The organism is Streptomyces sp. SID1328 (assembly GCF_009865595.1).
GTDB lineage: Bacteria > Actinomycetota > Actinomycetes > Streptomycetales > Streptomycetaceae > Streptomyces > Streptomyces griseoluteus.
The window spans coordinates 1-19,209 of record NZ_WWKH01000483.1; the positions used below are offsets into that span (position 1 = coordinate 1).

A 19,209-nucleotide genomic window follows, 5' to 3' on the forward strand; every position below is an offset into this window, starting at 1 on the left:
CGCACTGCTGGTTCTGCGGCGAGGACAGGACGGGGATGTCCTGGACGCCGACGTTGATCAGGGCCAGCACCGACTGGACGTTCGCCTTGACCGGCAGGCCGACGCAGAGCTTGTTCACAGAGCTCTGCACCAGCGTGGCCTGCGGGCTGAGGTCGCCGTTGGTCACGTTGTTACCGAACGCCTCGGTGGCGCCGTTGCCGCTGAACGACGTGGTGCCCGTGTCGTTGCCGATGGCAAGCGCCTGAGGGGCCGCCGCCGCCGACACGCCCACGAAGGACGCGGCGACCGCCGCCGCGGCCATTGCCTTCTTCAGCATTTCGCTTTCCTTTCCTGGCTGCTCGCCAGATGCTTTCCTGGCTGCTCGCCAGACGGTCGTTCCTGCGGAGACATCAACCCGGGGGGCGCCGATTGGTTGCGGTAAGTCACCCGATCGGATCGCTTCCGGTGCACGGAGGAGACGGAATTCCCGCCGAGGCGCGCGGCCGTTTTCCCGCGTGTCCCGTCGGCCGTTGGGGTGAACGGGAGCAACTGCCCGGCAGTTGAGCCGGGCACTCGGCCACCTACGGCAACATGAGCCCGCAGCTGGCGCTCATCCGGGGCTCACTGAACAAGCCCTGCATCGGCCTGCCGGCGAAGCTCAACGCCCAGTCCCTGGTCGGTGCGCTCGACATCGGCGTGCAGGACATCCCGAACCTGTCCTCGCCGCAGAACCAGCAGTGCGTCGAGAACTCGACCCAGGCCAAGGGTGACGAGCCGCTGTCGCACATCCTGGACGACATCTCCGCGCTGTCCGGCAACGGCGCCGGCAACAACTGAGCCTCCGTACGCTCACGGACCCCGCGCGGCGTCCGGCCCTCCGGGGGCGGTTGAGCCGGGGGGCGTTTGTGCACTCATCGGACTGCGCTGCCCCGATAGGGTCAAAGACCGCAACCCCGGCGCCCGCTTCCCCGTTGACGATCACGCAGCTCCTCCCCGGAGTCCGCCTTTCGAAGGGAACCAACATGAAGAAGCTGTGGGCAACCGCGGCCGTCGCCGCCTCCGTCGCCGGTCTCGCGGGCGCGGCCGCCCCGCAGGCCCTGGCCATCGGTGACGACCACGGCACCACGTCGTTCAGCGGCAACGGCGCCTCGCAGGCGTTCGGCAACTCGGCCACCTACGGCAACATGAGCCCGCAGCTGGCTCTGGTGCAGGGGTCGCTGAACAAGCCCTGCATCGGCCTGCCGGCGAAGCTCAACGCCCAGTCCCTGGTGGCCCTGCTCAACGTCGGCGTGCAGGACATCCCCGTCCTGTCCTCGCCGCAGAACCAGCAGTGCGTCGAGAACTCGACCCAGGCCAAGGGCGACGAGCCGCTGTCGCACATCCTGGACGACATCTCCGCGCTGTCCGGCAACGGCGCCGGCAACGGCTGACCGAGCCCCCGCAGCGGCGGCTCACCGGTTCCGACCGGTGGGCCGCCGCCGTGTTTCCCGGGTCAGGACACGATGTCCTTGTGGGTGAAGCCCCGGAAGGCCAGGGCGAAGAGGACCAGGGCGTAGGTGACCGAGACCGAGGCGCCCTGGGCCATGCCGGCCCACTCGGCGTGCGGCTGGAGAAGGTCGGCCCAGGCGAACTGCCAGTGCGCGGGCAGGAAGTCCCGCCAGTGGCCGAGCGCGGTCACCGCGTCCAGCACGTTGCCGACGATGGTGAGCCCGACCGCACCGCCCACCGCGCCGAGCGGGGCGTCGGTCCGGGTGGAGAGCCAGAACGCGAGCCCGGCGGTGACCAGTTGCGAGACGAAGAGGTACAGCACCACCACGGCCAGCCGCCCGACCGCCGTTCCCGCCTCCACCGCCCCGCCGGTCGGCACGAGCAGGGGACCCCAGCCGTACGCGGCCGTGCCCACCGCGAGGGCCACCGTGGGCAGCAGGATCATCGCGGCCAGGCTCATGCCGAGCCCCACCACGAGCTTGGACCACAGCAGCCGGGCCCTGGGCACCGGCGCCGCCAGCAGATAGCGCAGCGAGGACCAGCCGGCCTCGGAGGCGACCGTGTCCCCGCAGAACAGGGCGACCGGGATGACCAGCAGGAAGCCGGCCGAGACGAAGAGGCTGACGGCGGCGAAGTTGGCGCCGGAGGCGGTGGCCGTGTCCATCAGGGAGATCCGGCGCCCCCGCCCGGCCGGGTCACCGCCGATCGCGAACGCGGCCAGCAGGACGAGCGGCAGCGCGGCCAGGACGGCGCCCATGACCAGCGTGCGGCGCCGCCCGAGCTGGCGGACGAGCTCCACGCGTACGGGCAGGGTGCGCGAGGCGCGGTAGCCGGGTGCCGTCTCCGCGGTCTCGGTGAGCGTGCTCACGCGGAGCCTCCGATCAAGGTGAGGAAGGCGTCCTCCAGACGCCGGTGCGGGCCGACGGAGAGCACGGGCACCTCCAGCCGGACCAGGTCCACGACGAGTGCGCCCGCGGTGGTGCCGGGTTCGAGGCGGATCAGCAGCCCGTCCTCGGTCCGTACGGCGGAGGCGACGCCGGCAAGGGCGGCCACCTTCTCCACGACCGGCTCGGCGAGGGGGGTGCCGGTGCCGACCAGCAGGGTGTCGCCGGAGCCGACGATCTCCCGCACCGGGCCCGCCTGGACCAGCCGGCCCCGGTCCATGACCACCAGGTGGGTGCAGGACTGCTCGACCTCGGCCAGGAGGTGGCTGGAGACGATGACGGTGCGTCCGGCGGCCGCGTAACGGATCAGCACCTCGCGCATCTCGCGGATCTGCGGCGGGTCCAGGCCGTTGGTGGGCTCGTCCAGGATGAGCAGGTCGGGCAGGCCCAGCATGGCCTGGGCGATGGCCAGGCGCTGGCGCATGCCCTGGGAGTAGGTGCGTACCGCGCGGGCCAGGGCGTCGCCGAGACCGGCGATCTCCAGGGCCTCCGCGAGGTGGGCGTCCGCGGGCGGGCGGCCGGTGGCCCGCCAGTACAGCTCCAGGTTCTCCCGGCCGGTGAGGTGGGGCAGGAAGCCGGCGCCCTCCACGAAGGCGCCGACGCGGGCGAGGACGGGGGCGCCGGGGCGGACGGCGTGGCCGAAGACGCGGATCTCGCCCCCGTCGGGCCGGATCAGGCCCATCAGCATGCGCAGGGTGGTGGTCTTGCCCGCGCCGTTGGGCCCGAGCAGGCCGAGCACCTGGCCCTTCTCGACGCGGAAGGAGAGGTCGCGTACGGCGTACCAGTCGGACGACTTGGCGTAGCGCTTGCTCAAGTCGGTGATGACCAGCGGGACTTCGGCAAGCTCCGGGTCGGGTGCGGGGGCTGTGGTGCGGCGGCGGGTGGTGAGGAGGAGGGCGAGGGCCGCCCCGGCGCCCGCGAGGGGGAGCCACCAGACCCAGGCGGGCAGCGGGGTGGCCGCGGTGGTGACGGCGGGGGCGGTGGGCACGCTCAACGGGCCCTTGAGGGAGACCGTGTAGGTCGCGGGGGCGGTGGGTGAGGCGTAGCCGAGGTCGGTGGCGGCGAGGACCAGGCGGAGGTGGTGGCCCTGCTGCACCTCGTGGTCGACGGGCGGGAGGGTGACGGTGACGTCCTTCCCCGCCTTGGCGCCGCTGATCCTGAGCGGGGTGACGAGCCGGCCGGGGAGCACCTGGCTGCCACCGGGGCCGATGTCGTAGAGCTTGGCGAAGAGGACCGCGTCGGCGCTGGTGGACCTCACGTGGACGCGGGCTGTCGGGGTGCCGGTGATACGGAGGGCGGTGCGCTGGGGCGGCGCGTCGAACTTGGCGTACTGGCCGGGGAAGTCGAGGGAGACGCCGGTACCGAGGGCGGAGAGCTGGGCGAGGCCGCCTCCGCCGAGGCCGGGCAGGGCGGAGACGGCGGGCGGGCTGGCACCGGCCGGGTTGGCGACGCGCTGCTCGCGGCCGGTGAGGGGGATGGTGCGGGGATCGCCGCGCAGACCGGGGTAGGTGTCGGCGGTGGCGCCCCGGCTGCGGGTGCTGCCGTCGGTGGAGTCGACTCCGCCGGTGCGGGTGACCCGGAAGGCGGGGCCGGTGCCGGCCGGCTCGCCCTTGAGGTAGTGGTCGAACCAGTCCCGTACCCGCCCCTGGACCCGGCCGGTCTCCAGATCTCCCCCGTCGTGGCCGCCCGCGATCCAGTCGACCTTGACGGGGGCGCCGTTGGCCCGGATCGCGCGCTCGGCGGCGTCGGACTGGGCGAGGGTGAACAGGGAGTCGGTCTGGCCCTGGAAGAGCAGGGTGGGGACCTTGATCCGGTCGGCGACGGCGGCGGGTGAGCGGCGCCGGAGCAGGGCGCGGGCGTCTGCGTCGGGGACGCCGGACTGGGCGACGCGCTGGTACATCGCGCACAGCGCGGGCTCGAACTGCCCGCAGCCGCCACCGGAGTTGAAGAAGACGCCGGTCCACAGCCGCTTGAACACACCGTTCGGGAAGAGTGCGTCGGCGAGGTCCCAGTAGGTGACGGCGGGCGCGATGGCGTCGACGCGGGGGTCGTGCCCGGCCGCCAGCAGGGAGATCGCCCCGCCGTACGAGCCGCCCGCCATGCCGACGCGCGGGTCGCCGGGCTTGTCGAGGCGGACCTCGGGGCGGGTGGCCAGCCAGTCGATGAGGCGGGAGACGTCGGCGACCTCGTGCGCCGGGTCGTTGAGCCCGATCCTGCCCGTCGAGTGGCCGAACCCCCGTGCGGACCAGGTGAGTACGGCGTACCCGTGCCCGGCGAGGTCCTCGGCCTGGGCGCGCAGGTCGTCCTTGCTGCCGCCGAAGCCGTGGGCCAGGAGGACGGCGGGGCGTCGGCCGCCGCCTCCCGAGGTGAAGTAGGAGGTGTCCACGCGGGTGCCGTCCGCCATGGTCAGGACCCGGTCGGTGCGGTGCGGGCGGGGCGTGTCGGACGCGGTCGCGGTCCACGTGCCGGCGGCGGCCAGCAGTACGGCGGCCCCCAGCGCGGCGGCCCGCCGGGGCCTCTTCAGCAGCCGGGGCACTCGAAGATCCATGACCCAACGGTACGGGCCGCCCTCCCCGCCGGACGGCCCCGCCGGGCTGAACCCCCGCCCCTCCGTCGGGAGTACGGGTCCGGACGGGTGTACTGCGGACGCGGTAGGTCTGTGCTTCCCCCGCGACGTCAGCCTCGGGCGTCCTCGGGGAGCGAGACCAGCCAGTGGGTGTCGCGGCGGGGCCGCAGGTACAGCGCCCAGTACAGGGTGGCGACGGCGGTGATCCCGCCGGTCCACAGCAGGTAGACGGGTTCCTGCTGGACGAGGACGTAGCCGAGGACGGCGATGAGCAGCACGGGTACGGCCGGCCACAGCGGCATCCGCCAGGCGGGGGTGTGCCCGTGGCTGTCGCGGCGGCCCAGCAGGGCGGCGACGGCGACGAGCAGGTACATGGCGGTGACGGAGACCCCGGTGACGCCGTACAGGGTGTCCAGGTCGACGAAGCAGAGCAGCGCGCCGGGGATGCCGACGGTGAGGGTGGCGACCCAGGGCGAGCCGAACCGGCCGAGCCGGGAGAGCAGGTTGTTGACCGGGGTGGGCCACGCCTTGTCGCGGGCGGAGGCGAACAGGACACGGGAGTTCTGGATGACCATCACGATGCCCGCGTTGACGATGGCGAGGGCGACGCAGAGGCTGACGAACGTACCGACGGCGGTGCTGGACCAGGCCGTCACCATCGCGCTGAGGTCGCCGCCGGTCAGTTCCTTCAGGTCGGTGGCGCCCATGGTGATGGCGGCGACCGGCACCAGGATGATCACGGTGGAGATGGCGAGGGTGGCCAGCACGGTACGGGCCACGTCCCGGCGCGGGTGCTCCAGTTCCTCGGAGAGGTAGACGGCGGTCGAGAAGCCCTGGGTGACGAAGAGGGCGATGGCGAGTCCGGAGACGACCAGTGCGGCGGTGACGGGGTCGATGCCGCCGTGGGCTCCGGCCACCTCCATGGAGACCAGGCTCCCCGCGCCCCGGTGGGCGTGGGAGAAGCCGAGCACCGCGACGACGGCCGCCGCGATCACCTCCAGGACTAGGAAGACGCCGGTGATCCAGGCGTTGGCGCGCAGGTCGAGCAGTCCGGCGAGGGTGGCGAGCAGCATGACCCCGGCGCCGGTGAGGGCGGGGTCCACGTGCACGAGGGGGGCTATGTAGTCGGCGGTGCCCATGGCGATGACGGGCGGCACGATCACCACGACCAGCAGCGACAGCACGAACACCAGCCAGCCCGCGAGGCGCCCGGCGAGGGTGGAGACCATGGCGTACTCGCCGCCGGCGCTGGGGATGAGGGTGCCCAGCTCGGCGTAGCAGAACGCCACGGCGATACAGAGCAGGGAGCCGATGGCGATGGTGAGCGCGGTCGCGGTGCCGAGGGTGCCGAAGAGGTCCGGGACGACCACGAAGAGGGTGGAGGCGGGCGTCACGCAGGAGAGCGTCAGCAGGGTGCCCCCGACGACGCCGATGGAGCGCTTGAGTTTCCGCTGACCGTCGCCGGTCTGTTCGGCACTGGCTGGCTCGGCGGGGCGGAGCGTGTCGGTCATGCGGCGTCCGATCGACTCGTGCGGTGAGGACTCGGGCGGGAGCGGTATCGCCTCCGGCGGCTCGCGGTGTGTCATACGTCTCGCTCCCGGCGCTGCATGGAACACCGACGAAAACCACCGCGTCAATGGGTGCCTGCCTACGAAATCCGCACCCCGGCGCCCCCCTTGACGACCGAAACAGCACCATCTCGCAAGCGCCCGCGCCCTCCTCGCCCGTACGGGAACCGCAGTCCCTGGCCGAAAAAAGACGGGCCCGAAGGCGGCGAAAGGCTGCCTTCGGGCCCTGATGTCCGCGCGGCTCAGTGGTTGCGCGGGAAGCCCAGGTCGACGCCTGCCGGGGTGTCGGACGGGTCGGGCCAGCGGGTCGTGACGACCTTGCCACGGGTGTAGAAGTGGGTGCCGTCGTTGCCGTAGATGTGGTGGTCGCCGAAGAGGGAGTCCTTCCAGCCGCCGAAGGAGTGGTAGCCGACGGGGACCGGGATGGGGACGTTGACGCCGACCATGCCGGCCTCGATCTCGAGCTGGAAGCGGCGGGCGGCGCCGCCGTCGCGGGTGAAGATGGCGGTGCCGTTGCCGTAGGGGGAGGCGTTGATGAGGGCGACGCCGTCCTCGTAGGTGTCCACGCGCAGCACGGACAGCACCGGGCCGAAGATCTCGTCCTGGTACGCCTTCGCGCTGGCCGGCACCTTGTCGAGCAGGGAGATGCCGATCCAGTGGCCCCCCTCGTGGCCCTCGACGGTGTATCCGGTGCCGTCGAGCACGACCTCGGCGCCCTCCTCGGCGGCGCCGGTGACGTAGGAGGCCACCTTGTCCCGGTGGACCTTGGTGATCAGCGGGCCCATCTCCGAGGCGGGGTCGGTGCCGGGGCCGATCTTGATCTTCTCGGCGCGCTCGCGGATCTTCTGCACCAGCTCGTCGCCGATGGAGCCGACGGCGACGACCGCCGAGATGGCCATGCAGCGCTCGCCCGCCGAGCCGTAGGCGGCACTCACCGCCGCGTCCGCCGCCGCGTCGAGGTCCGCGTCGGGGAGCACCAGCATGTGGTTCTTCGCGCCGCCGAGGGCCTGGACGCGCTTGCCGTGGGCGGAGGCGGTGGTGTGGATGTAGCGGGCGATCGGCGTGGAACCGACGAAGGACACCGCCTTCACGTCCGGGTGCTCCAGCAGCCGGTCCACGGCCACCTTGTCACCGTGCACCACGTTGAAGACGCCGTCCGGCAGCCCGGCCTCGGCCAGCAGCTCCGCCAGCTTCAGAGCAGCCGAGGGGTCCTTCTCCGAGGGCTTCAGCACGAAGGTGTTGCCGCACGCGATGGCGAGGGGGAACATCCACATCGGCACCATCGCCGGGAAGTTGAACGGGGTGATGCCCGCGACCACACCGAGCGGCTGCCGGATCGCGGCCACGTCGACGCCGGTGGCGACCTGCGTGGACAGCTCGCCCTTGAGCTGCACGGTGATCCCGCAGGCCAGGTCGACGATCTCCAGGCCGCGCGCGACCTCGCCGAGCGCGTCTGAGTGCACCTTGCCGTGCTCGGCGGTGATCAGCGCGGCGATCTCGTCGCGGTGCCCGTCCAGCAGGGCGCGGAACTTGAAGAGGATGGAGGTGCGCTGGGCCAGCGAGGACTGTCCCCAGGTGGCGAAGGCGTCCTTTGCGGCGGCGACCGCCGCGTCCACCTCGTCGACGCCTGCGAAGGCGACCTTGGTGGTGACCTCGCCGGTCGCCGGGTCGGTGACCGGCCCGTACGTGCCCGACGCGCCCTCGGCGGTCTTGCCGCCGATCCAGTGGTTGACGATCTTCGTCATGTCCTCGGGCTCCTTGTCACAGATGGCGGCGGCGGGCCGGCAGATGCCGTTCGTACAGCTCGCGTGCCTTGACCGCGGACGGCATGGTCGCGGTCTCGGCCACAGGAACATCCCACCAGGCCGCGGCGGGAGGCGCGCCCGACACACTGTCGGACGTTTCGGTCTCCACGTAGACACAAGTGGGGGTGTCGGCGGCGCGTGCCTCGGCGAGGGCCTTTCGCAGCCCGGAGACGGTCCGGGCGCGCAGCACCCGCATGCCGAGGCTGGCCGCGTTGGCGGCGAGGTCGACGGGGAGCGGCGGGCCGGTGAGGGTGCCGTCCCCGGCGGGATACCGGTAGGCCGTACCGAAGCGCTCGGCGCCGACCGACTCGGACAGACCGCCGATGGACGCGTACCCGTGGTTCTGGATCAGCACCATCTTGATCGCGACGCCCTCCTGCACGGCGGTGACGATCTCGGTCGGCATCATCAGATACGTGCCGTCGCCGACCAGCGCCCAGACGTTCCGCTCGGGCGCGGCGAGCTTCACGCCGAGGGCGGCCGGGATCTCGTAGCCCATGCAGGAGTAGCCGTACTCCAGGTGGTACTGGTCGCGGGCGCGGGTCCGCCAGAGTTTGTGCAGGTCTCCGGGGAGGGAACCGGCCGCGTTGACGATGATGTCGCTCGCGTCCACCAGGGCGTCCAGCGCGCCGATCACCTGCGCCTGGGTCGGCACCACGTCGGGGTCCTCGGCGGCGAAGCAGGCGTCGACGCGAGCCTCCCAGCGGGCCTTGCCCTCGGTGTAGCCGGCCACCATGGCATCCGGCACCCGGTACCCGTGCATCCCCAGCGCCTCGGTCAGCTCGCCCAGCCCGCTGCGGGCGTCGGCGACCAGCGGCAGCCCGGCCAGTTTGTGGCCGTCGAAGGGCGCGATGTTGAGGTTGAGGAAGCGCACATCGGGGTCTTCGAAGAGGGTGCCGGAGGCGGTGGTGAAGTCGGTGTACCGGGTGCCGACCCCGATCACCAGGTCGGCCGCGCGGGCGAGTTCGTCGGCGGTGCCGGTGCCGGTGTGGCCGATGCCGCCCACGTCCTGGGGATGGTCGTACGGAAGAGAGCCCTTGCCGGCCTGGGTGGAGGCGACCGGGATGCCGGTGGCGGCGGCGAACTCCGCGAGCGCGTCCTCGGCGCGGCTGTGGTGGACCCCGCCGCCCGCGACGACGAGGGGACGCCGGGCCTGTCTGACCACCCCTACCGCTTCGGCGAGTTCGGCCGGGTCGGCGCCGGGCCTGCGCACGGTCCACACCCGGTCGGCGAAGAACTCCTCGGGCCAGTCGTACGCCTCCGCCTGCACGTCCTGCGGGAGGGCGAGGGTGACGGCGCCGGTTTCGACCGGGTCGGTGAGCACCCGTACGGCCGCGAGCGCGCTCGGGATCAGGGCCTCGGGGCGGGTGATCCGGTCGAAGTACCGGGACACCGGGCGCAGGGTGTCGTTCACCGACACATCGCCCGCGTAGGGGAGTTCGAGCTGCTGGAGGACGGGGTCGGCGGGGCGGGTGGCGAAGACGTCGCCGGGGAGCAGCAGGACGGGCAGGTGGTTGACGGTGGCGAGGGCGGCGCCGGTGACGAGGTTGGTGGCGCCGGGGCCGATGGAGGTGGTCACCGCATGGGTGGAGAGCCGGTTCGACTGGCGGGCGTACCCGACGGCCGCGTGCACCATCGCCTGCTCGTTGCGGCCCTGGTGGTACGGCATCGACTCGCGGTGTTCCAGCAGGGCCTGGCCGAGTCCGGCGACGTTGCCGTGGCCGAAGATCCCCCATGTGGCGCCGATGAGCCGCTGCCGTACGCCGTCACGTTCGGTGTACTGGGCGGCGAGGAAGCGGACGAGCGCCTGCGCGACCGTGAGCCTGGTGGTCACCGGTAACCCCCTGTGTGGTCGGGGTGGAAGCTGATCCGCCACTCCCGGTCGGCGCCGGGGCCGGCCATCACGTTCAGGTAGTACATGGCGTGGCCCGGCTGGGCGATCGACGGGCCGTGCCAGCCGTCGGGTACGAGCACCGCGTCACCCGTGCGGACCTCGGCGAGCAGGTCGGCGCCGCCGGTACGGGAGGGGAAGACGCGCTGGTAGCCGAGGCCGCCGTCCTCGATCTCGAAGTAGTAGATCTCCTCCAGCTCGGACTCCTCCCCCGGCCGGTGCTCGTCGTGCTTGTGCGGCGGGTAGGACGACCAGTTGCCGCCGGGGGTGATGACCTCCACGGCGATGAGCCGGTCGCAGTCGAAGGTGTCGGCCGCGGCGAAGTTGCGCACCTGGCGGGCGCAGGTGCCGCTGCCGCGCTCTTCGACGGGAACCTCCGGCGCGGGGCCGTAGCGGGCGGGGAGTCGTCGCTCGCACTTCGCTCCTGCCAGGGCGAAGCGGCCTCCCGCGCCGGAGGCGATCTGGACCCGGCTGTCGCGGGGGGCGTACGCGAAGTCGGAGACTGCCGCGAACACGTTCTCCCGGCCCCGGATCTGAAACTCCTTCTCGTCCATTTGTACGGTACATGCACCCTGGAGGGGGAGCACGATCCATTCGGCGTCACCGGTGTCGAAGGTATGGGCGCCGCCCGCTTCCAGCTCCACGACGCGCAGACACGTGTGGGCCCAACCCTGGAGCCGGCCCTTCTGATCCGGCCCGATGTCGAGCGCGTACGGGCCGCTCGCGGCCTCGCCGTGCGGCAGATGGAGTCGGGTGCTGGTCATGCGGGCCCTCACAGCAGTCCTGCGGCGGTGTCCACGGCGGCGGCCACGTCGCCGTCCGCCGGGTACAGCAGTGTGCGGCCGACCACCAGGCCGCGCACGGTGGGCAGTTGCAGCGCGCCGCGCCACTTCTCGTACGCGGCCGCCTGCTCCTGCGGGGAGCCGCCGGTCTCGCCGCCCAGCAGGACGGCGGGCAGCGTGGTGGTCGCCATGACGTCGGCCATGTCGTCCGGGTTCTCCGTGACGGGCACCTTCAACCAGGTGTAGGCGGAGGAGCCGCCGAGTCCGGAGGCGATGGCGAGGGAGGTGGTCACGGCCTCGGCTGACAGATCGTTGCGCAGGCGCCCGTCCGGGCCGCGTCGGCTGAGGAACGGCTCGATGAACAGCGGGAGCCGGCGTTCCGCCATGGCGTCGACGGCGCGGGCGGCGGACTCCAGGGTGGTCAGCGAGCCGGGGTCGGAGGGGTCGATGCGCAGCAGCAGCTTGCCCGCGTCGAAGCGGCGGCGCGTGAGGTCCTCGGGGCGGTGTCCGGTGAAGCGGTCGTCCAGTTCGAAACGGGCGCCCTGGAGCCCGCCCCGGTTCATGGAGCCGAGGACCACCTTGCCCTCCAGGGCACCGAGCAGCAGCAGGTCGTCCAGTACGTCGGCACTGGCCAGCACCCCGTCCACGCCGGGCCGGGACAGCGCCACGCACAGCCGGTGCAGCAGGTCGGCCCGGTTGGCCATGGCGAAGGGCCGCCCGCCCGCGCCGAGCGCACCCCGCGCCGGATGGTCGGCGGCCACGATCAGCAGCCGCTCCCTGGCCCCGACGAGCGGCCGCCGCACCCGCCGCGCGGCAGCCTCCGCGATGGCCTCGGGGTGCCGGGTTCGGAGGTGGACCAGGGCGGCCACATCGACGTGGGCGGTACTCATCGCCCGGCTCCGGCGTCGTCCGGGGTGCCACTCATCGCACCGCTCCCGCCGCCAGCGCGGCAGCCACCTCGTCCGGTGTGGGCATGGCCGAGGAGCACTCCAGCCGCGAGGCCACGATCGCCCCGGCGGCGTTGGCGTGCCGCATCACCGTCTCCAGGTCCCACCCCGCCAGCAGCCCGTGGCACAGCGAGCCCCCGAACGCGTCGCCCGCGCCGAGGCCGTTGAGGACGGTGACGGGCAGCGGGGGCACCTCCGCGCTCTCGCCGTCGCGGTGAACGGCGAGGACGCCCTTGGGGCCCTGCTTCACCACCGCCAGCTCCACCCCCGCGTCCAGCAGCGCGCGGGCGGCGGCATGCGGTTCGCGGGTGCCGGTGGCGATCTCCACCTCGTCCACGTTTCCCACGGCGACGGTGGCGTGCCTCAGGGCCTCGGCGTAGAAGGGCCGGGCGATGCCGGGGTCCGCCCGGGCCGCGTTGTTCCAGAGAGCGGGCCGCCAGTCCAGGTCGAAGACGGTGATGCCCGACCGGGCCCGGTGGGCGAGGGCGCCCAGGGTGGCGCTGCGGCTCGGCTCCTCGCTCAGGCCGGTGCCGGTGGCCCAGAAGACGCGGGCGGCGCGGATCGCGTCGAGGTCGAGTTCGCCGGGGTGGATCTCCAGGTCGGGGGCCTTGGGGAGCCGGTAGAAGTAGAGCGGGAAGTCGTCCGGCGGGAAGACCTCGCAGAAGGTGACCGGGGTGGGCAGTCCGGGCACCGGGGTGACCCAGCGGTCGTCCACGCCGAAGCCGCGCAGCGCCTCGTGGAGGTACGTACCGAACGGATCGTCACCGGTACGGGTGATGACGGCGGTTCCGAGTCCGAGGCGGGCGGCGGCGACGGCGACATTGGTGGCGGAGCCGCCGAGGAACTTGCCGAAGGAGGTCACCCGGTCGAGCGGGACGCCGGTCTGGAGGGGGTAGAGGTCCACCCCGATCCGTCCCATGGTGATCAGGTCGTACGCCATCGGCTCCCCTTCTCAAGGATTCGTCAGGACTACCCCCGGCAGGACTCTTCCCCGGCTTTCTAGTCCGGTCCGGTGAGCCCTGTCAACGTTTTGTCCAGACATTCGGACCAGCTATTGACACACTTTCCGGACAGCCCGCACGCTGACGGCCATGACGTCGATGCCGTCCTCCCCGCTGTCCCGTGTCCGCGTCGGATCGGCGCCCGACTCCTGGGGCGTCTGGTTCCCGGACGACCCCGCCCAGGTCCCCTGGCGGCGCTTCCTGGACGAGGTGGCCGCGGCCGGCTACGAGTGGATCGAGCTGGGCCCCTACGGGTATCTGCCCACCGACCCCGAGGTGCTCGCCGAGGAGACCGCCCGGCGTGGCCTGAAGGTGTCGGCCGGGACCGTGTTCACCGGGCTGCACCACGGCCCGGCGGTGTGGGAGAAGACCTGGGAGCACGTCTCCGCCGTAGCCGGGCTGACCCGCGCGACCGGCGCCCGCCACCTCGTCGTCATCCCCTCCTTCTGGCGGGACGACCGCACCGGGGCGGTGCTGGAGCCGGCCGAACTGACCCCGGCCCAGTGGCGCGACCTGACCGAGCAGACCGAGCGGCTGGGCCACGAGGTGCGCGAGCGGTACGGACTGACGATCGTCGTCCACCCCCACGCCGACACCCACATCGACACCGAGGCCCACGTCACCCGCTTCCTCGACGCCACCGACCCCGACCTGGTCTCCCTCTGCCTGGACACCGGCCACTACGCCTACTGCGGCGGGGACAGCGTCGAGCTGATCGAGACCTACGGCGAGCGGCTCGGCTACCTCCATCTCAAGCAGGTCGACCCGGAGATCCTGGCCCGGGTGCGCGCGGACGGCACGCCCTTCGGCCCGGCGGTCGCGCGGGGCGTGATGTGCGAACCCCCCGCCGGGGTACCGGCGCTGGGCCCCGTCCTGGAGGCGGCGGCCCGGCTGGACACCGACCTGTTCGCCATCGTCGAGCAGGACATGTACCCCTGCGAGCCGGACCGGCCGCTGCCGATCGCCCGCCGCACCCGCGCGTTCCTGAGGTCGTGCGGCGTATAAACGCACCCACCGATGAGCGCACCGCCGGACGCCCCGCGCGCGGGCGTGTGCGACGGTCCCGCCCGGACGGGTCAACCCGCCACGCCCGGCGCAGGCCCGCTTCCTCTGCTGCGGTTGTGTCACGAACGCACCCCTCCTGTCACATATGTCGCGCGTACGCGGGTTCTCGGTCACACCCGCCCCACAGGCGCTTGCTCGCGGTCACTCCGCGTCGTTGACCGGGCACAGGCTTGGTGATCACCAGCACAGCGCCGGGCTCCCCCGACGGCCGCTCCCCGGCCGCCGCCGCGGCGCGCGCAGGAGGTGCGACGCATGACCGACCGCAGGCTCTGGTCCTACAAGGAGATCGCGGCACACATCCGGGTCCAGCCGGACACCGTTCGGTCCTACCGGAAACACGGCCTGCTGCCACCGCCGGACCACGTGGAGAGCGGCAAGCCCTACTGGTACGCCGACACCGTCCGCGCCTGGGTCGCCTCCCGGCCCGGCAACCGGGGCCGCAGAGAGGGCTGACCCTCGCGCCACCCGGCACAGGAACGCCCGTACGCCTCCCTCCGGGGACGGCGTGCGGGCGTTCGGCGTACTGCGACAAAGCGGGCGTATACATAGGGTGCCGGTGAATTCCCCCAGCACTCGGCACCCCCTTGGGTAATACCCCCTAGGGGTATAGTGTGCGAAGAGTTAGGGTCCCCCGAGGACACCCCAGTACGACGAGGAGAACGACATGAGCGCCCAGACCGACACCCCTGGCTCCGTCACCGCCGTCTACCAGGTGAGCGGCATGAGCTGCGGCCACTGCGAGGGCTCCGTCTCCGGCGAGATCTCCCAGCTCCCCGGCGTCAGCTCGGTGAAGGCCGTCGCCTCCACCGGTGAGGTCACCGTCGTCTCGGCGGCCCCGCTCGACGAGGAGGCCGTGCGCGCCGCCGTCGACGAGGCCGGCTTCGAGCTGACCGGCCGGGCCTGAGCACCACCCCGCAGGTCCGCGCGCCCCCGCGCGGACCGCGCAACCCTTCCCCGACCGGGCCGTACCGACCAGCTCATACTGGATTCCGTAAGGTCCGGTCCGATGTCTGGAGTCCGGGCATGACCAGCACCACCGCAGAGACAGGGCGTATGGCGCCCGAGGCGGACGAGAACCGGGTCGAGCTGCTCATCGGCGGCATGACCTGCGCGTCCTGCGCCGCGCGGGTGGAGAAGAAGCTCAACCGCATGGACGGCGTGAGCGCCACCGTGAACTACGCGACGGAGAAGGCGAAGGTCAGCTTCGGCGACGGCGTCCATGTCGCGGACCTGATCGCGGTCGTCGAGAAGACCGGGTACACCGCCGAGGAACCCCCGCCCCCTCAGCCGGAACCGGCCCCCGACGCGGGCGAGTCCGCCGGGCCGGCCGAGCGCGACCCCGAGCTGTCCGCGCTCCGGCAGCGGCTGCTGGTCTCCGCCCTGCTCGCGGTGCCCGTGATCCTGATGGCCATGGTCCCGCCGCTCCAGTTCGACAACTGGCAGTGGCTCTCCCTGACCCTCGCCGCGCCCGTGGTCGTCTGGGGCGGGTGGCCCTTCCACCGGGCCGCCTGGACCAACCTGCGCCACGGCGCGGCCACCATGGACACCCTGGTCTCGGTCGGCACGCTGGCCGCGTTCGGCTGGTCGCTGTGGGCCCTGTTCTTCGGCCACGCCGGCATGCCCGGCATGCGGCACGCCTTCTCGTTCACCGTCTCCCGCTCCGACGGCACCTCCGTCATCTATCTGGAGGTCGCCGCCGGGGTCGTCGCGCTGATCCTGCTCGGCCGCTATCTGGAGGCCCGCTCCAAGCGCCGGGCCGGGGCCGCGCTGCGGGCGCTGATGGAACTGGGCGCCAAGGACGTGACCGTCCTGCGGGACGGGCGCGAGACGCGGATCGCCGTGGGCTCCCTCGCCGTGGGCGACCGGTTCGTGGTGCGGCCGGGCGAGAAGATCGCCACCGACGGCACGGTGCTGGAGGGCACCTCCGCCGTCGACGCCTCCATGCTGACCGGCGAGTCCGTGCCCGTCGACGTCGCCCCCGGTGACCGGGTCACCGGCGCGACCGTCAACGCGGGCGGGCGGCTGCTGGTCGAGGCGAACCGGGTCGGCGAGGACACCCAGTTGGCCCGGATGGCCCGGCTGGTGGAGGACGCGCAGAACGGCAAGGCCGAGGTGCAGCGCCTCGCCGACCGGATCTCCGCCGTGTTCGTGCCGGTCGTCATCCTCATCGCGCTCGGCACCTTCGGTGTCTGGTTCGGCGTCACCGGGGACACGGTCGCCGCGTTCACCGCCGCCGTCGCCGTACTGATCATCGCCTGCCCCTGCGCGCTGGGCCTCGCCACCCCGACCGCGCTGATGGTCGGCACCGGGCGGGGCGCGCAGCTCGGCATCCTCATCAAGGGTCCCGAGGTGCTGGAGTCCACCCGGCGCGTGGACACCGTCGTACTCGACAAGACCGGCACCGTCACCACCGGGCGGATGACGCTCCAGGAGGTGTACACCGCCCCCGGCGAGGACGAGAAGCAGGTGCTGCGGCTCGTCGGCGCCCTGGAGCACGCCTCCGAGCACCCGGTCGCCCGCGCCGTCGCGGAGGGCGCCGAGGAGCGCGTCGGCACGCTGCCCTTGGCCGAGCACTTCGAGAACGTCCCCGGCCGCGGCGTACGCGGCCGCGTGGACGGCCAGGAGGTGGCCGCCGGGCGGCTCTGGGACGACCTGCCCGGGGAACTGGCCGCGGCCCGCTCCAGGGCCGAACAGGAGGGCCGTACGGCCGTCGTGGCGGGCTGGGACGGCAAGCCGCGCGCGGTGCTCGCCGTCGCGGACGCGGTGAAGGAGACCAGCGCCGAGGCGGTACGCGAACTGCGCGCGCTCGGTCTGACGCCGGTGCTGCTCACCGGGGACAACCGCACGGTGGCCGAGGCGGTCGCGCGGGAGGTCGGCATCGACGAGGTCATCGCCGAGGTGCTGCCCGAGGACAAGGTGGACGTGATCCAGAAGCTGCGGCGCGAGGGCCGGACCGTCGCCATGGTCGGGGACGGGGTGAACGACGCGGCCGCGCTCGCCACCGCCGACCTCGGTCTCGCCATGGGCACCGGCACCGACGCGGCGATCGAGGCCGGGGACCTCACCCTGGTCCGGGGCGACCTGCGGGTGGCCGCCGACGCCATCCGGCTCTCCCGGCGCACCCTCGCCACCATCAAGGGCAACCTGGTGTGGGCCTTCGGCTACAACGTCGCCGCGCTGCCGCTGGCCGCGGCGGGGCTGCTGAATCCGATGATCGCGGGGGCGGCGATGGCCTTCTCCTCGGTTTTCGTGGTGACCAACAGCCTGCGGCTGCGCCGGTTCCGCTGAGGCGGGCCAGGAAGTGCCGTAGGTGGCCGGAAGAAGTCCCCCGAGGAGAAGTAAGAGTCCCTCTGGAGTCCGGCGTGGACCTCACATAAGCTCTTCACAAGGCTCGCGCATCTTCCTTACGCTTGGGTCCCGATCGTCGTATCGGGGCTCTTGCGCAGCTATGGGAGTGATGCAAGAGACGCAGATCACAGTGACGCGAACGTAACCATCGAAGGGGTTCGAAGGTCTAAGTTGGCGGTGTCAGTCCAGCGTCTTGGGGGGCGCCGGCTGGCATCTGGAGTCGTCTTGGGGGACTTCTCCGGAAATGCGTTGCCGGGGCACGTACACCGGGAAGCTTTGAGCGGCCCTCCCAGCGTGCGCTGTCCCGGCAGACCGCAACACGTTTCACGTCACTGGAGCACGGCGGGCCCGCCCGTCCTGCTCGGACAGCGAATTCAGGCGCTGTCTCTCCGAGCGCCCGGCCCGGATCCCGTGGGGGGAATCCGCACCGGGGCATGGGAAGGCGCCCTGGACGTCGGCCCGTGGGGGGACCGACGCCAGGGCGCCTTCCGCTTTTTCGGTTACTAGCGCTGCTCGACCGGCACGAAGTCGCGCTCGACGACACCCGTGTAGATCTGACGCGGGCGGCCGATGCGGGAACCCGGCTCCTTGATCATCTCGGTCCACTGGGCGATCCAGCCCGGCAGCCGGCCGAGGGCGAACAGGACCGTGAACATCTCGGTCGGGAAGCCCATGGCCCGGTAGATCAGACCCGTGTAGAAGTCCACGTTGGGGTAGAGGTTGCGCGAGACGAAGTAGTCGTCGGAGAGCGCGTGCTCCTCCAGCTTGAGCGCGATGTCCAGCAGCTCGTCGGACTTGCCGAGCGCGGAGAGGACGTCGTGCGCGGCAGCCTTGATGATCTTGGCGCGCGGGTCGAAGGACTTGTACACCCGGTGGCCGAAGCCCATCAGGCGGACGCCGTCCTCCTTGTTCTTCACCTTGCGGATGAAGGAGTCGACGTCGCCGCCGTTGGCCTGGATGTTCTCCAGCATCTCCAGCACCGACTGGTTGGCGCCGCCGTGCAGCGGGCCCCACAGCGCGTTGATGCCGGCGGAGATCGAGGCGAACATGTTGGCCTGGGAGGAGCCGACCAGACGGACCGTGGAGGTCGAGCAGTTCTGCTCGTGGTCCGCGTGCAGGATCAGCAGCTTGTCCAGCGCGGAGACGACGACCGGGTCGAGGTCGTACTCCTGGGCCGGCACCGAGAACGTCATGCGCAGGAAGTTCTCGACGTAGCCGAGGTCGTTGCGCGGGTAGACGAACGGGTGGCCGATCGACTTCTTGTAGGCGTACGCCGCGATCGTCGGGAGCTTGGCGAGCAGCCGGATCGTGGAGAGGTCGCGCTGCTCCTCGTCGAAGGGGTTGTGGCTGTCCTGGTAGAAGGTGGACAGCGCCGAGACCACCGAGGACAGCATGGCCATCGGGTGGGCGTCACGCGGGAAGCCCCGGTAGAAGTTCTTGACGTCCTCGTGCAGCAGGGTGTGCCGCGTGATGTCGTTCTTGAACTTGGCCAGCTCGTCGACGGTCGGCAGCTCACCGTTGATCAGGAGGTACGCCACCTCGAGGAAGGTGGAGCGCTCGGCGAGCTGCTCGATCGGGTAGCCGCGGTAGCGGAGGATGCCCGCCTCGCCGTCGAGGTAGGTGACGGCGGATTTGTACGCGGCGGTGTTGCCATAACCGCTGTCCAGGGTCACCAGACCGGTCTGGGCGCGGAGCTTCCCGATGTCGAAGCCCTTGTCGCCGACGGTGCTGTCGACCACCGGATAGGTGTACTCGCCGTCGCCGACCCGCAGTACTACCGCGTCGTTATTGGTGTGCTCGCTCACGTCTTCCCTCACCGACTTAG

15 protein-coding genes and 1 pseudogene are annotated in these 19,209 nt (G+C 71.9%); 6 read left to right on the top strand and 10 right to left on the bottom strand.

What is annotated here, in order from left to right; genetic code table 11:
- The coding region (locus GT030_RS14815) for a rodlin (RefSeq protein WP_161201508.1) at positions 1 to 316 on the bottom strand (316 nt) is incomplete at its 3' end.
- Between the two features lie 230 nt (positions 317 to 546).
- Here GT030_RS14815 and GT030_RS14820 point away from each other — a divergent pair.
- Positions 547 to 816, top strand: a pseudogene (locus GT030_RS14820) (rodlin); the annotation flags it as partial.
- A 185-nt stretch (positions 817 to 1,001) separates the two neighbouring features.
- Positions 1,002 to 1,409: a rodlin gene (locus tag GT030_RS14825; RefSeq protein ID WP_161201509.1), complete on the top strand. Its 408-nt coding sequence runs from the start codon at positions 1,002 to 1,004 to the stop codon at positions 1,407 to 1,409.
- 62 nt (positions 1,410 to 1,471) lie between these two features.
- On the opposite strand, the gene GT030_RS14830 is transcribed toward GT030_RS14825, so the two are convergent.
- From GT030_RS14830 to iolC, 8 genes are all read right to left on the bottom strand, one after another.
- Positions 1,472 to 2,335: an ABC transporter permease gene (locus tag GT030_RS14830; RefSeq protein ID WP_161201510.1), complete on the bottom strand. Its 864-nt coding sequence runs from the start codon at positions 2,333 to 2,335 to the stop codon at positions 1,472 to 1,474.
- Entirely contained in the window at positions 2,332 to 4,959 is a 2,628-nt protein-coding gene (locus GT030_RS14835) for a CocE/NonD family hydrolase (protein WP_161201511.1), read from the bottom strand. The genes GT030_RS14830 and GT030_RS14835 overlap by 4 nt, the downstream gene beginning before the upstream one ends.
- Before the next feature lie 128 nt (positions 4,960 to 5,087).
- A complete protein-coding gene (locus GT030_RS14840) occupies positions 5,088 to 6,488 on the bottom strand; it encodes an APC family permease (protein WP_161201526.1) in 1,401 nt (466 codons plus the stop codon).
- Positions 6,489 to 6,787: 299 nt separating this feature from the next.
- Positions 6,788 to 8,290 carry a CoA-acylating methylmalonate-semialdehyde dehydrogenase gene (gene mmsA / locus GT030_RS14845; protein WP_161201512.1) on the bottom strand — a complete coding sequence of 501 codons (1,503 nt, stop codon included), beginning with the start codon at positions 8,288 to 8,290 and terminating at the stop codon, positions 6,788 to 6,790.
- Positions 8,291 to 8,306: 16 nt separating this feature from the next.
- Positions 8,307 to 10,184, bottom strand: coding sequence for a 3D-(3,5/4)-trihydroxycyclohexane-1,2-dione acylhydrolase (decyclizing) (gene iolD, locus GT030_RS14850; RefSeq protein ID WP_161201513.1), 1,878 nt, complete (start codon positions 10,182 to 10,184; stop codon positions 8,307 to 8,309).
- A complete protein-coding gene (iolB, locus tag GT030_RS14855; RefSeq protein WP_161201514.1) occupies positions 10,181 to 11,005 on the bottom strand; it encodes a 5-deoxy-glucuronate isomerase in 825 nt (274 codons plus the stop codon). The genes iolD and iolB overlap by 4 nt, the downstream gene beginning before the upstream one ends.
- 8 nt (positions 11,006 to 11,013) lie before the next feature.
- Positions 11,014 to 11,913: a deoxyribose-phosphate aldolase gene (locus GT030_RS14860; protein WP_161201515.1), complete on the bottom strand. Its 900-nt coding sequence runs from the start codon at positions 11,911 to 11,913 to the stop codon at positions 11,014 to 11,016.
- Between the two features lie 31 nt (positions 11,914 to 11,944).
- Positions 11,945 to 12,910 carry a 5-dehydro-2-deoxygluconokinase gene (gene iolC, locus GT030_RS14865; protein WP_161201516.1) on the bottom strand — a complete coding sequence of 322 codons (966 nt, stop codon included), beginning with the start codon at positions 12,908 to 12,910 and terminating at the stop codon, positions 11,945 to 11,947.
- Between the two features lie 151 nt (positions 12,911 to 13,061).
- Here iolC and GT030_RS14870 point away from each other — a divergent pair, with 151 nt between their 5' ends.
- From GT030_RS14870 to GT030_RS14885, 4 genes are all read left to right on the top strand, one after another.
- On the top strand, positions 13,062 to 13,976 hold the full coding sequence (locus GT030_RS14870; RefSeq protein ID WP_161201517.1) for a sugar phosphate isomerase/epimerase: 915 nt from the start codon (positions 13,062 to 13,064) through the stop codon (positions 13,974 to 13,976).
- A gap of 312 nt (positions 13,977 to 14,288) precedes the next feature.
- Positions 14,289 to 14,489, top strand: a complete 201-nt coding sequence (locus GT030_RS14875) for a MerR family transcriptional regulator (protein WP_135788626.1) — start codon at positions 14,289 to 14,291, stop codon at positions 14,487 to 14,489.
- Between the two features lie 211 nt (positions 14,490 to 14,700).
- Positions 14,701 to 14,940, top strand: a complete 240-nt coding sequence (locus tag GT030_RS14880) for a heavy-metal-associated domain-containing protein (RefSeq protein ID WP_135793757.1) — start codon at positions 14,701 to 14,703, stop codon at positions 14,938 to 14,940.
- A gap of 119 nt (positions 14,941 to 15,059) precedes the next feature.
- Positions 15,060 to 17,324 (top strand): heavy metal translocating P-type ATPase, encoded by a 2,265-nt coding sequence (locus GT030_RS14885; RefSeq protein WP_161201518.1) that lies wholly within the window; start codon positions 15,060 to 15,062, stop codon positions 17,322 to 17,324.
- 563 nt (positions 17,325 to 17,887) lie between these two features.
- Here the strand turns inward: GT030_RS14885 and GT030_RS14890 are convergent.
- Complete coding sequence (locus GT030_RS14890) at positions 17,888 to 19,189, bottom strand: citrate synthase (protein ID WP_161201519.1); 1,302 nt, start codon at positions 19,187 to 19,189, stop codon at positions 17,888 to 17,890.
- Positions 19,190 to 19,209: the final 20 nt, after the last annotated feature.